Source organism: Caulobacter sp. GW821-FHT09B08 (assembly GCF_059418225.1).
In genome coordinates this window covers 478531-492569 of record NZ_JBWKPL010000002.1, presented here as the reverse complement: position 1 = coordinate 492569, position 14039 = coordinate 478531, and the positions used below count along the sequence as shown (strand labels likewise).

Sequence of the window (14039 nt, the reverse complement as noted above, 5' to 3'; positions counted from 1 at the left end):
ATTCACGCCGCGCCGACACCGGTTCGTCCCGCGCCGCGCTTTTTAGCTCGCTCGCGCCGAACGGCCGACTATACATTTCATCGTTATCCCACGGGGAGAAGGCCGATTGGCGGCGAAAGGCGAAATCGCGAGGCCGACCGGCTTCCAGGGCGGGGACCTCTTCGCCCGCGCCCGCGAGGCCTGGACCGGTCTGTCCGCCCGTGAACGTCTGCTGGCCGCCCTGATGGGCCTGGTGGCCCTGGCCGTTGCCGCCGTCTCGGCCCAGGGCTGGAGCCAGAACCAGCGCGACCGCTACGCCGCCGCCCAGGCCGACCTGCTGCTGGCCCGCGAGCTGCGCCAGACCGCCCGTAGCGGTAACGACACCCTCCAGCGCGCCCAGCTGGCCACCCTGTCGGACTGGACCACCCGCGACCGCAACATCTGGCTGGCCCGCATCCAGCTGGAGCAAGCCATCGCCAACGCCGCCGCCCAGGCCGGCGCGCCCGATCCCGAGATCCGCGTGGCCGAGGGGCTGGAAGGCGATCCCGCCCTGCCGCTGGTGCGGGTCGAGGTCAGCGGGCCCTACGTCGCCTCGACCTTCGCGGCCCTGCTGAAGAATCTTTCCGCCGACCGCCGGGCCATGGTCGTGGACCGCCTCTCCGTCAGCGGCGCCGACACGGCCGAGTATCGGCTGTCGCTGCTGTATCCGGTCGAGGTGGTTCCGGAGCGTGGGTCGTGACCAGTCCCGCCGCCCTGGCCCTGGTCTTCGCGATCCTGACCGCCTTCCTGGTCGGCTACCGCGCGCCCGGCGCGCCGGAGCAGCCCCTGGGGCTTAGCCGCTTTCCGCACGCGGCGGCGTCGCGTCAGCTGGTTCGTCCCAACGAGACCACCAGCGCCGCCCTGGACGGCTTCCAGATCGACTTGGTCGCCAACGGCGGTCTGGTCGGCGGCCCGCTCAGCGCGTCGGAAGGCGATCCGCTTCCGACGCCGGAGACGGAGGCCGCGCCGCCTCCCCCGCCGCCACCGCCTCCCCCCGACGTCGCGCTGGTCTTCCGCCATCGCCTCGCCGCCATCGTCGACCAGGGCCCGTCCGGGCTGGCGGCCCTGGTGTCCGATCCGTCGCAGGAAGGCCGAGGCACGCGGCTGCTGCGGCCGGGCGATATCTTCGAGGGCCGCTGGCGGCTGGTCGAGCTGACCTCCAGCGCCGCGGTGCTGCGGGATGGACGCCAGACCCGTCGCGTGTCCTTCTATGGCCCTGTGGCCGGAGCGTCGGACCTTTGAGCAACTTGTCGATGACGACGGCCGGAAAGGTCGCGCCCAGGAAAGCGACGCGCGGTTTGGGCGTGACCGCCCTTTCGCTGCTGCTGACCGGCTGCGCCTCCTATGGCTCCATGCGCACGGTGCTGCACGGCGACGCGGCGCGCGAGGCCGCGGCGGGCGGCGGGCGCGAGAGCGCCGCGCCCCGTCCCCTGAACCTGCCGCCCCCGACCGGCGCCACGGTCGCCGCCCTGCCCAACGGCGGCGTGGTGACCGACGAAGCGTTGGCGAACCTGGTGCAGCCCGGGTCGATCAACGTCTCCCTGCCGCCGCAGCCCCTGCCGCAGCTGATCAACACCGCCTTCGGCGACCTGCTGGGCGTGCCGTTCGTGATGGCCCCCGAGGTGGCCGCCCGCACCGACATCGTCACCCTGCGCGGCGCACCCGGCATGAGCCGGCGCGACTTCTTCCGCCTGACCGAGACGGCCCTGAAGACCTACGGCGTGCGGCTGGAGCTGCGTCAGGGGGTGGTCAACGCCCTGCCCGCCGCCGGCGCGGCCTCGCCGTCCATCGCCCTGCGCGGCCGGTCCGAACCAGACACGCCGGAGTCCGCCCGCCCGGTCACCCAATTCGTCCAGGTCAACGCCATCGCCGTCGACGCCCTGGCCTCGCTGACTCAGGCCGTCCTGCCCCAGGCCCGCCGGGTGCAGTTCACCCCCGATCCGGCCGCCAACACCATCACCCTCAGCGGCGGGGCGCGCGACGTCGCGGCCGTGCAGGAGACCCTGCGCCAACTGGACCAGCCGCGCTTCTCGGGCGTGGGCGTGTTCCGGGTCGAGCCCACCTACTGGTCGGCCGACAGCCTGGCGCGGTCGCTGTCCGACAGCCTGGAGGGTGAAGGCTTCGCCGCCGGCGCCGACGCTCCGGGCGCGCCCCGCTCGATGCTGGTGGTGCCGTTCGCCTCGGCCAACACGGTGCTGGTCTTTGCCCGCGATCCGGCCGTGCTGGAGCGGGCCCGGGTGTGGGCCGCCAAGCTGGACCAACCCGCCGCCGTGGGCGACCGGCCCTCCACCTTCATCTACCAGGTGCGCAACACCGACGCCCAGTCGCTGGCCGCCATGGTCGGGACCAGCAACAGCAGCGCGAGCGCGACGCTGGCCGGCCTGCCGCCAGGCGCGCCCGGCGCGGCCCCGGCCGCCGTGGCGGCGTTCAACAACGGCGGCGGCGCCGGTGCGACGGGCTTCACCGGCGGCAGCGGCGCTGGCTTCCTGAGCGGACGGATCATCGTCGACCAGGGCGGCAACCGCATTCTGTTCACCGGCCAGGCCGACGAGTTCACCCAGCTGCGCAGCCTGCTGGCCAGCCTCGACACCCCCGCCCGCGAGGTGCTGGTCGAGGTGACCATCGCCGAGGTCACCCTGACCGACGAGACCCGCGTGGGGCTGGAATGGTTCTTCACCCATTCCTCGTCGAACGGCACCACCAGCGGCGGCACCCTGGGCAATCTGGGCCTGGCGACCGGCGGCCTGACGCTGAACTTCAACGGCCCGGACCTGCGCGCGGCCTTCAACGCCTTCGCCTCGAACAACAAGGTCAACATCCTGTCGCGCCCCCGCCTGGTGGCGCGCAGCGGCGGCGAGGCCAAGATCCAGGTCGGCACCGACGTGCCGATCATCACCTCGCGCGCCAACAGCTCCACCCAGACCGGCGGCAGCACCGACATCCTGCAGACCATCCAGTACCGCCAGACCGGCGTGATCCTGCAGATCCGTCCTATCGTCTACGGCGACGACCGCATCGACCTGGAGATCAGCCAGGAGGTCTCCAGCCAGCAGGCCAATTCCAACGCCGCCATCGGCAGCCCGCTGATCCTGAACCGCAACATCACCACCCAGCTGTCCCTGGCCGAAGGCGCGACGGCGGTGCTGGGCGGGCTGATCGACGACAGCTACACCAAGGGCAACAGCGGCGTGCCGTTCCTCAAGGACGTGCCCGTGCTGGGCACCCTGTTCCGCGCCGACACCCTGAACGGCGGCAAGACCGAGCTGGTGATGCTGGTCACCCCCTACATCCTGCGCGACGCCGACGAGATGAACCGCTGGGCCGGCCGCTACGGCGGCGAGATGGACGCGGCGTTCCGGGTCGGACGCGGCTGGTCCTACACCCTGACGCCGTTCAAGGGCGGACTGGACCTCTCGAAGGCGAGGCCGGAAGCGGCCCGCTGATCCGTCGCCAGCCCAGGCGGTCCAGGTCGAAGACGTCCAGGGCCTCGCCCCGAGGCCCTTCGATCCGTACGCTCAGGCGCCACAGCCGCATCTCGTAGTCGCCCTGGCCGGTCGGATAGTCGGCGTTGATCCGGGGCCGGGTCAGGGGCGCGGCCGACCAGCGGACCACGCGTCCACCGCTCAGGGGCAAGGCGCCGCTGGGCCGCTCGGTGGGATTGATGTCGCGCAGCAGGACCAGGGCGTTGCGGCGGCGCTCGGCGGCGGCGATGGCCTGTTCGTAGCGCGCCTGGTCGTGAGACAGCTGGCGCTGCAGCTCGAAGATCGCCATCAGCACCATGGCCGCGACGATCAGGGCGATCAGCGCCTCGACCAGGCTGAAGCCGCGCTTGGCGCTCATGGCCGGAGCACGCCCAGCAGCAACACCGCCAGGGCTGGCGGCGCCGAGGCGGCGGCCAGGGGAACGACGGCCGCGCCCTCCCCGCCGCGCCGAAGCAGCGCCCAGGCCAGGCCCAGCAATGCGCCGGCCACGATGATCCACAGCACCCGCTCGGGTCCCACCAACGCCCCCAGGGCGATCATCAGCTTCACGTCGCCCAGGCCCAGGCCCTCCACGCCCCGCGCCCGCCGAAAGGCCCAGCGCACGCCCCACAGCAGGCCGCCGCCCACGGCCGCCCCGGCCAGCGCCGTGGTCCAAGGCTGGGCCAGCGGTCCGACGACGGCCAGGACCAGCAGGATCACGACATGCAGGTCGGCGACGACCAGGGCCTTGGCGTCGAGGATCGCGACGGCGGTCAGCACCACGCCGCCCCCGGCGACGGCGCAGGCCACGGGCCAGGTCGCCTGCCCCTTCAGCCCCGCCAGGACCAGCAAGCCGACGCCCAGCGCCGTGCCCGCCACGCGCAGCCCGTCGCCCCGGGTCCAGGCTCCGTCCGTCGCCTCGCGCATCAGCCGTCCGGGGACCAGGCCCGCGACCAAGGCCGCCACGGCCAGGATCGCGACGGCCACCAGGGCCGCGCTCAATAGACGGTCTCGTAGACGCTGGCCAAGGCCATGACCAGGGCCAGGGCCACCACCCCGACGACGCCCGCGATCACGGCCACGGCCAGGGGCTCGATCAGGGCGGTGATGCGCTTGACGTCGTCCTTCAGCCGCTCGTCATAGGCGTCGGCCATATAGCCGAACATCGCCGCCAGGGCGCCCGAGCGCTGGCCGGCGCGCAGCAGGCTGAGGTCCATGGCCGTCAGGCCGGTGTGGCGACCCAGGGCCGCGTCGATCGACTGGCCGGCCCGCAGGTCGTCCTCCACGGCGGCCAGGCCGTCGGAGAAGGCGCCCCGGGGCGCACCCGCCCGAGCCAGGGCGGCGGCGGGCAGCAGCGCCACCCCATTGCCCAGGGCCAGGCCGATCAGCCGCGCCCACAGGCTGATCTCCCGCGCGCGCAGCACGCCGCCGACCAGGGGCGCGCCGCGCGCCGCGCGATAGAGGGCCGCCCGCCCCTCCGGACGCGAGGCGGCCAGGACGCCGGCGGCGACCAGGACCGCCAGGATCACACCCAGCAGCACGACATGGGCGTTGACGAAGGCGCCCGTCGCCAGCACGGCGCGCGACACCCACGGCGTGCTCGCCCGATCCGGCCCGATCATGGTCGCGAAGCGCGGCACGATCTCGACAAAGATGAACGACACGGCCGACACTCCGGCGAAGGCCAGAAAGGCGGGATAGGTCAGGGCGTTGACCACGTCGCGCCGCAGCCGGTCCTCGTAGGCCATCTGGCTGGCGGCGTCGGCCAGCACCTCCGCGCCCCGTCCGGACGCCTCGCCGACCCGGACCATGGCGTAGACATAGGACGGAAAGCCCAGCGCGTGGGCGGCCAAGGCGTCGGCGAACGGCTCGCCCTGTTTGAGCGCCTGGACCACGGCGGCGAACTGCGCCCGCCCCCGCGCGGCCTGCAGGCCTTCGGACACGGTCTCCAGCGCTTCCAGAAGCGGCACGCCCGCCTTCCGCATCATCGCCAGCTGGCGCATCACCAGCACCCGCTCGGCCAGGCGCAGATCGCGGTCCGCGCCAGTGGCGGCCGTGGCCGAGGCGGCCTTGATCTCGGTGACGGTCAGGCCCTCGGCGGCCAGCTGGCGCAGGGCGGCGGCCGGATCCTCGGCGCGCACGACGTCGCTGACCGCGCGGCCGTCGCGGCCCACGGCGCGATAGCGAAAGACCAGGCCCGAAGCGTCTCCGCCGCTCATCCGCCCGGCTCCGCCAGGGCCGCGTCGGCGCCCACGCCCCGACGCACTTCGGCCAGGGTGGTCAGGCCGGCCCGCGCCTTGCGCCAACCGTCCTCGACGAGGCTGGAAAAGCCGTTGGCGCGCGCGGCGCGCTCCAGCTTGGCGGGGCTGGCGCGATCCCGCACCTGCCCCTCCAGGGCCGCGTCGCAGCGGGCGATCTCGTAGAGCCCCAGGCGGCCCAGATAGCCCGAACCGCCGCAGGCCTCGCAGCCGACAGGTTCATGCCAATGGCCCTTGCCCTTCCCGCCCCCGCTTTCGCGCTCGTGCGTCGCGGCCTCGGCCGGCGTGCTGGGCCGAGCGCAGTGCGGGCAGAGCCGCCGCACCAGCCGCTGGCCCACCAGCCCCCGCAGCACGTCGGCCAGCAGGAACGGCTCCACGCCCAGGTCGCCCAGGCGGGTCACCGCCCCCAAGGCGGCGTTGGTGTGGACGGTCGAGATCACCAGGTGCCCGGTCAGGGCCGCCTGGACGGCGATGCGGGCCGTCTCGGGATCGCGGATCTCGCCCACCATGATCACGTCGGGATCCTGGCGCAGTATGGCCCGCAGCCCCGCCGCGAAGCTCAGCCCGATGTCGGTGCGGGCTCGCACCTGGACTACGCCCGGCAGATCGAACTCGATAGGGTCCTCAACGGTGACGATCTTGCGCACCCCGTCGTTCAGATGGGCCAGCAGCCGGTAGATGGTGGTGGTCTTGCCCGAGCCCGTCGGCCCGGTGACCAGAACCACGCCATTGGGCTTGGCCACCAGGCTGAGGAGATCGTCGGCCTGATCCTCGCCCAGGCCCAGCTCGGTCAGCTGCGGCAGGCGGCTGGACTTGCCCAGCAGGCGCAGCACCACTGACTCGCCCCAGGCGGACGGCAGGGTCGAGACCCGCAGGTCCAGGTCCTGGCCCGCCGCGCGGATCGACTGGCGACCGTCCTGCGGCAGGCGGCGCTCGCCGATGTCCATGCCGGACAACAGCTTGATGCGCGAGCAGACGGCGTCGAAATCGGTCCGCGCGCCGGTACGGACGGTGGTCAGCATGCCGTCCACCCGCAGGCGAACGACGAACCGGTCCTCGAACGGCTCCAGGTGAACATCGGAGGCCCGCCGGGCCAGGGCCTCGGCGAACAGGCCGTTGACGAACTCGACGACGGGCGTCTCCTGGGCCAGTTCCCGCAGGCGCGCGGCCTCGACCGGACCGCGGGTCTCCACCGTCTCGCGCGCGCCCTGGGCCAGATCGGCCAGCAGCCCCGAGACCTCGGCGCGCGAGGCCAGACGGTAGGCGACATCCTGATCCAAGGCCTGGGACAGGCGCTCCACCAGGGCGGCGTCCAGCGGCTGGGTCGCCGCGCAGATCACCGCCTCGCCGCTGCGCCAGGCCACCGCGCCCCGGTCCATCCACCAGGCGGTCGGCGCTCGCACCTCGGCGAACAGGGCCGCGATCTCGCCCGGGGCCGGACGCTCGTCGCCGCGCAGGACGGGCACGCCCAGCTGCTCGGCCAGCGCCCGCAGCAGGTCGCCTTCCGACACCGCGCCGATCCGGATCAGGATCTGGCCCAGCAGGCCGCCGATCTCCTGCTGCAGGGTCAGGGCGGCCGCCCGATCACGCTCGGAGATCAGCCCGCGCGACACCAGCAGATCGCCGATCCTGCGCCGTGTCGCCGCCATGCCTGCCCTGTCCTCCACGCTCGCATAACGGCGTAGCGGAAAAAGCCAGCGACGGACAGCCGCCGCGCTTTAGGGCCTGGCCGCGAACCGCTCGTGCAGCTGGATCCACCCCGCCGGTCGCTTGCCGGTGCGCTGGACGAGATCGTCGCGCAGGGCGCGGTAGCGCGGGTCCATCAGGCTGGCCAAGGCGAAGGTCCCCACGCCGTTGCTCACGTCCCACGGATGGGGTGCATACTCCTTCTGGCCGGCGGCGGCCCGGTCGCGGTCGAACTGGATCTTGGAATTGGCGAATTCGATGTGGGTCTTCTCGCCCTTCGCATAGGGCGCCAGCCAATCCAGCGCCCCGGGCAGACTGGCGCCCGCCGGGCTCTTCCACCCGAACCAGTCCTCGCCATGCGCCCTGGCCGACAGGGCCGCCATCATCAGCGGGTCCAGGTCGTAGGTGACGTAGTGGATGGCGTCGCGTTCGTGGAAGTCCCACACCGTGCCGTCGGCCTGGAGATTGGCCGTCACCTGGGCGCGAAAAGCCGCCCGCGCTCGGTCGATCAGCTTGGCGTCGCCGGTCTGGAAGGCGGCCATGGTCGCCAGCTTGACGCGATGGCTCTGCCAGTTGGTCTCGCTGTTCTTGGGCTTGCCGTCCATGGCGTCGAGATAGCCCGCCGCCATGCCGCGCCACATCTTGTCGACCTTGGCGCGGGTCGCGGCCGGCAGGTCGGCCTCGGTCAGGTCGTAGGCCATCAGCAGGGCGTCGAAGCCGGTCTCGTCGATCGGGTTGAACGACGGCTCGTAGATGTCGGCCCACGCCTCCAGATAGCGGCCGGCCTGGTCGAGATAGGCCCGATCCCCGGTCAGTCGCCAGGCCAGGGCCAGGTTCAGCACGATGGGCTGGTCTTCCTTGGCCTTCAGGCTGATCTCGCGGATGCCCTTGCCCGGCAGGGTGCCCTCCGTGTGCAGCTTGGGGATCGCGCCGGGCGGACGGGTCAGAGCGGCCTTGGCCTTGGCGATGGACTCCTGGGCAGCAGGGGCCTGGGCCGCGTCCTTGCCGTAGGCCGGACCGAGGGTCGCGTAGTCCGCCGCAAGCGCCGGCGACGCCATCAGGGCCAGGGCGCAGGCCGCGCCGGTCAGCAGGATCTTCATGTCACGCGTCTCGCACCAAAGAAAAAGGGGCCGGGCGGCGAGCCCGGCCCCGCAGGAGGGGAACTTGGATCCTAGAAGGTGGCCCGCAGGGTCACCTGATAAGTGCGGCCGTCGTAGTCGATCCGGCGCGGCAGCATCGGGTCGTTTTCATACTCGGACCGGGTGGCGTCGGTCAGGTTGAAGGCGTCGACCGAGACCGTCAGGCTGTCGGTGAACTTGTACGAGGCCGAGGCGTCCAGCTGGCTGCGCGCCTTGACGGTGCGGGCGTCGCCGACGAACGAGTTGCCGGCCGCCAGGTCGTACTTGTCGCGCCAGTTGTAGACCAGGCGCACGCCCAGCTTCTCGCCCTCGTAATAGCCGATGAGGTTGAGGTTGTTCTCCGACACGCTGGGCAGGGTGATGGCCTTGCCCGCCGTGTCCTTGCCGTCGATGTTGACGTACGAGTAGTTGAACGCGCCGCCGAAGTTGCGCCAGAAGCCCGGCAGGAAGTCGAAGTTCTGCTGGATGTTGAACTCCACGCCCGTGACGGTCATGTCGTTCTGATTGGTCTGGCCGCTGATGTTGACCTGGGCGTTCTTCTGCCCGCCGCCGGCCCCGGTGAAGGTGTTGGAGCTCATGCACTTGGGCGTGCCGCTGGAATTGTCGATGGTCAGCGTGCCCAGGTTCACGTCCAGGCCGGGGATCTGGCCGTTGGCCGGGCACAGGATGGCCGGGTCGGTGATCGGGCCGATATAGCCGCTGATCTTCTTGCGGTAGGCCGCCAGCGAGATCAGGCCGCCCGGCCGGTTGTACCACTCCAGCGACATGTCCAGGGAGTCGGAGGTGTAGGGCTTCAGGCCCGTCGCGCCGATGGTCACGGTGTAGACCGGATCGACCGGCGGGGTCAGGTCGACCGGGGTCTGGACGTAGGTGGTCGGCACGATGTCACGCGGCTGGGGCCGCACATAGGTCGAATAGGCCGCCACGCGCAGGATCAGGTCTTCGCGCAGGTCGGCCGCCAGGATCAGCGACGGCAGCCAGTAGTCGTAGCTCTTGGTCGTGGTCTTGGTGGTCAGGCCGTGATTGACGGCGCCGGCCACCACCGACTGGGCGCTGGAGCAGTTGGTGCAGTTCAGGGCGACGATCTTGTTGTCGGTATACTCATAGCGTACGCCCAGGGCGCCGCGCACCGGGATGCTGAAGACGTCGGTCTTGAACTTGGCCGTTGCATAGGCCGCGTAGACGTCGTTCTGGTTGCTGAAGTTGTTGTTCCAGTAGTTGCCGTCCCAGTAGTTGTTCACGAAGCCGTAGGGCGTCAGGAACACGCCGGGCGCGCCGAAGGCGAACTGGTCTGGCAGGCCGTTGGGATTGGTGGTGCTGCGCGGCGCGGTGTTCACCGGGGTCAGGATCGACAGCATCTGCTGGACGTCCACGCCCATCCAGTTGGAGGTCGCGCCCGAGGCCTTGCCGCCGAAGAAATCGTTGGCGTAGCTCAGCTGCGAAGCCATGGCCGGGGTGATGTTCTGGGTCTGGGCGCCCAGCGAGGTGTTGCGCGAGCCCGACGAGGTGAACTTCAGGCGCTCGGCCCGGCCGCCGAACTGGATCGCGGTCAGGAATGCGGTGTCCTCAAACTTGCGTTCCAGGTCGAGCTGGACCGAGTCCAGGTCGTTCTTGGCCAGGCCGTTGGTGCCGGTGATGCCGAAGCGGTCGGCCGCCGTGGTCGCCGACTGGCCGGGCATCTGGGCGCCGGCCTGGGTGGCGGCGCTGGCGGCGGCGGGGATGTTGTACGGCGTCGTCGCCAGGTGGGTGGCGTGCGGCGTGACCAGGGTGGCCATGTAGTTCGACAGGTCCGTGCCGCCCAGCGCCACGGTGGTCGAGATGCCGTTCAGGCCGCCCGCGCCGAGGTTGCGGTACGGGTTCTGGACGATGTCGAACTCGATCTGGTTGGCCTGGGCCTTGGCGCGCGAGACCGTCAGATTGGCCGTGGCCTTCCACTCGTCGTTGTCGAACGACAGCGTCGGGTTGATGGCCCAGGTCTGGTTCAGGGCCGGCTCGGAGCGGATCGAGTCGAAGGTGTTGATGTTCTCGGCCGAGAACGAGTTGATGTAGGCGCGCGGACCGTTGGGCGTCTGCACCACATACGGCGTGCCGACGGCGGTGATGTGGGCGACGGCCGAGGTCGCCGTCAGGGCCGTGTTGGTGCCGTTGCCGCCGCCCGCGTCGATGTAGAGCAGGTTGTTGGTGGCCTCATCCAGCTTGCGCCGGGTGATGAAGCCGTTGGCGCCCAGCTTCCAGTTCTCGTTGATCCGCCACTCGAAACCGGTCGCGCCCGAAAGGGTGGTGCCGCGGTTGAACTTGACCAGTTGGCGGGTCTGGCTGGGATAGTAGACCCCGCCCGGATACTGCGCGATCAGGGCGTCGTACATCGGGTTCGAACCCGGGACAGCCTGGTTGCCCAGCTGGATCGAGCCCAGCTTGTTGGCCCACGAGTTCACCGTGATGGAGTCGCGGCGGAACTTCTCGTCCTTCCAGGCCACCACGCCGAACACGGCGAAGTCGTCGGTCAGGTGCTTGTTGTAGCCCATCGAGGCCAGCGGGCTGCCGAGGTTCCCCAGGTCGTTGTACTCGTAGGACAGCTTGGCGAAGCCGCCGTCCTTGCGGCCCAGGGCGGGCGCGATGCGCAGGTCGATATTGCCCGACAGGCCGCCGGCCAGGTCCGACGCCATCGGCGTCTTGATCACGGTGATGGCCGTGAAGATGTCGGAGTTGAACGCGCCCAGCGGGGTCGAGCCGTTCAGGATCGGGTCGGCGAAGGCGCCGCCGTTCAGCGTGGTGCGCGCGAAGGTGCCCGGCAGGCCGCGCAGGCTGATGGTGGCGTTACGGCTGTCGGCCTCGCGGTTGATCTGGATGCCGGGGATGCGCTGGATGGCCTCGCCGACGTTCAGGTCGGGGAAGCGGCCCAGGCCGTCCGACGAGATGCCGTCCGACACCTGCAGGGTGTCGCGCTTGGTGGCGATGGCGTTGGCGTAGGCGGCGCGGAAACCGGTTACCACGACAGTTTCGACGGTGCTGTCCTCGGCCGCCGGCTGACCGGCCGAAGCCGGAGTCGTCTGGGCCTGGGCGGCCGTTCCCAGGGCCACGGCGGCGCACGAGGCCAGCAGCGCGGCGCGCGGGATCAGGGTGTTGCGAGCAAAGTTCATGGATTACCTCCCCCGGGCATTTGTCAGGGCGCCCTTATGCGGTGACTTATCCGACCAATCAGGAATGGTGTCAACGATTGGTAATGCCAATTATCCAATGACCCGCTGGACATGGTCAGGCCAAACCCGCGACAGGCAAGACCAGAGGCGCGCAAACGCCTTCCTCGAAAGGGAAATTTGGGCCCAAGGACGCCTTTAACTGGGGTGAACACGCCGGGATTCAGGCAACTGGCCATGTCGCTTTGGGCGACCAAAAGCCACTGCCTCACCAGCCAGGCCGAGAATCGGCCGGCCATCCCGCGTCGAGCGCGAGGCGCACTGTCTTGTCGCCGACACCGCCCAAAATCCGGGCATTCTTGTCGGCGAGGCCGGCTCCGAAATATTACGTATTGCGATTTACGTAATACCTTGCCTAGGTGCCGGCATGGATCCGACCTCCCCTTCCCTCGCCCGCCTGAGCGTCAGCCTGCCGGCCGAGCTGCTCGAACAGCTGGACACCATGGTCGCCGAACGCGGCCTGCCCAGCCGCTCGCAGATGATCGCCGAGCTGATCCGCCACGAACTGGCCGAGCACAGCGCCGAGCGGCCCGACGCCGTCCTCGCCGGCACCATCACCCTGATCTACCGCGCCGAGAGCGGCCGGGTGCGCCACGCCCTGGCCCAGACCCAGCTGGGCTACGTGAAAGAGGTGATCTCGGCCCAGAACGTCTTCCTGGAAGATGACCAGGCCATGGAGGTCCTGCTGGTCCAGGGCCCGTTCGAGCGCCTGCAGCAGTTGTGCGACGACCTGCGCAAGGTGCGCGGCGTGCAGCAGATCAAGCTGGTCACCACCACGGCCCTGCTGCCGCCACTGCACGCCCACGGCGAGGAATGAGCATGAGCGACACCGCCAATCCCTACGCCGCCCAGGCCCACGCCCGCGCCCAGGCCGGAACCCGCGCCGAGGCCATGCCCACCGTCCCAGCCACCGACGCCGTCGACCTGCCGGAGGGCGTCGCAGCCGCCGACGTCGTCTGGGACGAGACGATCGCGCCGGGCGGCTACGCCAGCCGCCAGATCGCCCGCGGGACCCGCCTGCGCCTGACGGATCTCTCCGGCGACGCCAGCCCGTCGCTGCTGCTGTTCAACGCCGAGCGCCCGGTCGAGCGGCTGAACATCGCCGACACCCTGAAGGTCCAGTGGAACGGCTATCTGGGCCAGGGCCGCCTGCTGTTGTCGGACATGGGCCGGGTGCTGGCCAGCCTGGTGGAGGACACCGCCGGGACCCACGACGCCTTCTGCGGCGCGTCCAACCAGGCCAGCAACGCCCGCAAGTACGGCGACGGCTTCAACCACGGCGCCCATCCGAACGCCCGCGACCGCTTCTCGCTGGGCGTAGCCAAGTTCGGTCTGGGGCGGAAGGACATCCACCCGTGCCTGAACCTCTTCAAGGAGGTGCGCGTGGCCCAGGGCGGCGAGACGGTGATCGACGTCGGTCCCTACCCGCCCGGCCGCTTCGTCACCCTGCGGGCCGAAATGGACCTGATCGTGGTGCTGGCCAACTGCCCGCACGTGCTGGACCCGCGCCCGACCTATGCCGTCACGCCGCTGCGGGCGACCGCCTGGCGCGGCCCGGTCACGCCGGAAACCGACCCGATCCGCAACGCGACGCCGGAAGGCCTGCGCGCCTTCCTGAACGTCGAAGACCATTACCGTCGGTGAGCGCCATGACCGTTTCCGCCCCGCCCCTCGGGACCATCGTCCATGACGAGGTCGTGCCCGCCCGCGCCCCCTGGCTGCATACGGTCAAGGCCGGCCAGACCCTGCGGATCGTCGATCTGGAGGGCAACCAGGCCGTCGACTTCCTGGCCTACAGCGCCGCCGACGACGCCGAACGCTACAGCGCCCAGGACACCATCGCCGCCCAGGGCAACGTCTTCCTGCGCGAGGGCTCGGTGCTGCTGTCCAACGAGGGCGCGCCGATGATGACCGTCACGGCCACGGCCGTGGCCTATCACGACACCATCGGCGGGGCCTGCTCGTGCGAGAGCAACACCCTGCGCTACGGCCACCACACCAAGGCCCAGCACGCCTGCGTCGAGAACTTCCTGGTCGCCAACGCCCGCCAGGGGCGCGGCAAGCGCGACATGGTCAGCAACGTCAACTGGTTCATGAACGTGCCGGTCGAGGCGGATGGCGCCCTGGGCATCGTCGACGGCATCTCCGCGCCGGGCCTCTATGTCGACCTGCGGGCCGAGATGGACGTGGTGGTGGTGGTCTCCAACTGCCCGCAGATCAACAACCCCTGCAACGGCTTCAACCCGACGCCCGTGCGCATGATCGTCGCCGAATAGGTCC

At 70.6% G+C, this 14039-nt stretch carries 12 protein-coding genes; 6 read left to right on the top strand and 6 right to left on the bottom strand.

What is annotated here, in order from left to right:
* Window positions 1-106: 106 nt before the first annotated feature.
* From AC07OA_RS08515 to AC07OA_RS08505, 3 genes are all read left to right on the top strand, one after another.
* Window positions 107-718, top strand: coding sequence for a hypothetical protein (locus AC07OA_RS08515; protein WP_494663358.1), 612 nt, complete (start codon window positions 107-109; stop codon window positions 716-718).
* The gene (locus AC07OA_RS08510; RefSeq protein WP_494663357.1) at window positions 715-1260 is read left to right on the top strand and encodes a hypothetical protein; all 546 of its coding nucleotides are present in this window, start codon (window positions 715-717) and stop codon (window positions 1258-1260) included. Before AC07OA_RS08515 ends, AC07OA_RS08510 begins: the two co-directional genes overlap by 4 nt.
* A 62-nt stretch (window positions 1261-1322) precedes the next feature.
* Entirely contained in the window at window positions 1323-3461 is a 2139-nt protein-coding gene (locus AC07OA_RS08505; protein ID WP_494663356.1) for a secretin GspD/PilQ domain-containing protein, read from the top strand.
* On the opposite strand, the gene AC07OA_RS08500 is transcribed toward AC07OA_RS08505, so the two are convergent.
* The 6 genes from AC07OA_RS08500 to AC07OA_RS08475 form a co-directional block, all read right to left on the bottom strand.
* Window positions 3412-3858 (bottom strand): type IV pilus modification PilV family protein, encoded by a 447-nt coding sequence (locus tag AC07OA_RS08500; protein ID WP_494663355.1) that lies wholly within the window; start codon window positions 3856-3858, stop codon window positions 3412-3414. The two genes, AC07OA_RS08505 and AC07OA_RS08500, sit on opposite strands and share 50 nt — an antisense overlap.
* Window positions 3855-4481, bottom strand: coding sequence for a prepilin peptidase (locus AC07OA_RS08495; RefSeq protein ID WP_494663354.1), 627 nt, complete (start codon window positions 4479-4481; stop codon window positions 3855-3857). Before AC07OA_RS08495 ends, AC07OA_RS08500 begins: the two co-directional genes overlap by 4 nt.
* Complete coding sequence (locus AC07OA_RS08490; protein WP_494663353.1) at window positions 4478-5698, bottom strand: type II secretion system F family protein; 1221 nt, start codon at window positions 5696-5698, stop codon at window positions 4478-4480. Before AC07OA_RS08490 ends, AC07OA_RS08495 begins: the two co-directional genes overlap by 4 nt.
* Window positions 5695-7386, bottom strand: coding sequence for a GspE/PulE family protein (locus tag AC07OA_RS08485; protein WP_494663352.1), 1692 nt, complete (start codon window positions 7384-7386; stop codon window positions 5695-5697). Before AC07OA_RS08485 ends, AC07OA_RS08490 begins: the two co-directional genes overlap by 4 nt.
* A gap of 69 nt (window positions 7387-7455) precedes the next feature.
* Window positions 7456-8523: an alginate lyase family protein gene (locus AC07OA_RS08480; RefSeq protein WP_494663351.1), complete on the bottom strand. Its 1068-nt coding sequence runs from the start codon at window positions 8521-8523 to the stop codon at window positions 7456-7458.
* A gap of 71 nt (window positions 8524-8594) precedes the next feature.
* On the bottom strand, window positions 8595-11702 hold the full coding sequence (locus AC07OA_RS08475; RefSeq protein ID WP_494663350.1) for a TonB-dependent receptor: 3108 nt from the start codon (window positions 11700-11702) through the stop codon (window positions 8595-8597).
* 424 nt (window positions 11703-12126) lie between these two features.
* Here AC07OA_RS08475 and AC07OA_RS08470 point away from each other — a divergent pair, with 424 nt between their 5' ends.
* The 3 genes from AC07OA_RS08470 to AC07OA_RS08460 are packed head-to-tail and all read left to right on the top strand — an operon-like array spanning window position 12127 to window position 14035.
* The gene (locus AC07OA_RS08470; protein WP_494663349.1) at window positions 12127-12576 is read left to right on the top strand and encodes a CopG family ribbon-helix-helix protein; all 450 of its coding nucleotides are present in this window, start codon (window positions 12127-12129) and stop codon (window positions 12574-12576) included.
* The gene (locus AC07OA_RS08465; protein WP_494663348.1) at window positions 12573-13403 is read left to right on the top strand and encodes an urea amidolyase associated protein UAAP1; all 831 of its coding nucleotides are present in this window, start codon (window positions 12573-12575) and stop codon (window positions 13401-13403) included. Before AC07OA_RS08470 ends, AC07OA_RS08465 begins: the two co-directional genes overlap by 4 nt.
* A 5-nt stretch (window positions 13404-13408) precedes the next feature.
* Window positions 13409-14035: an urea amidolyase associated protein UAAP2 gene (locus AC07OA_RS08460; protein ID WP_494663347.1), complete on the top strand. Its 627-nt coding sequence runs from the start codon at window positions 13409-13411 to the stop codon at window positions 14033-14035.
* Window positions 14036-14039 lie beyond the last annotated feature (4 nt).